Source organism: Pontimicrobium sp. MEBiC01747 (assembly GCF_053601635.1).
The window spans coordinates 1-282 of the sequence record NZ_JBSHNS010000210.1 but is presented as its reverse complement, the minus strand read 5'-3'; the positions used below and the strand labels follow the sequence as shown (position 1 = coordinate 282).

Below are 282 nucleotides of genomic sequence, written 5' to 3'. Positions count from 1 at the left end.
TCGCCATTAATGATTGTTGCGCTTTGGCTTTCTAAATCAAAGCTGGTAAACCCATCGTTATCGTCATCACATTCTTGGTAGGCTACGGGTGTGGCTACTGGTGATGGTAATGGGTTGACTCTTAGGTCTAGGGTGATGGTATCGTAACAACTTGTAAGGTCTATTGAGGCTCTTACATAGATGGTTTGGGCATTAACAACATTGGTGTATAGTGTTGGTAATGGGTTAACTGCGGCATCGGCATCGGCTTGGGTTAGGTAATAGCTTAGGGTGATGCCTGTT

At 44.7% G+C, this 282-nt stretch carries 1 protein-coding gene; it reads right to left on the bottom strand.

Annotated elements, in window-relative coordinates:
* Positions 1–282 (bottom strand): hypothetical protein (locus ACVC2P_RS06665; RefSeq protein ID WP_452597695.1); only part of this gene is annotated, 282 nt, incomplete at both ends.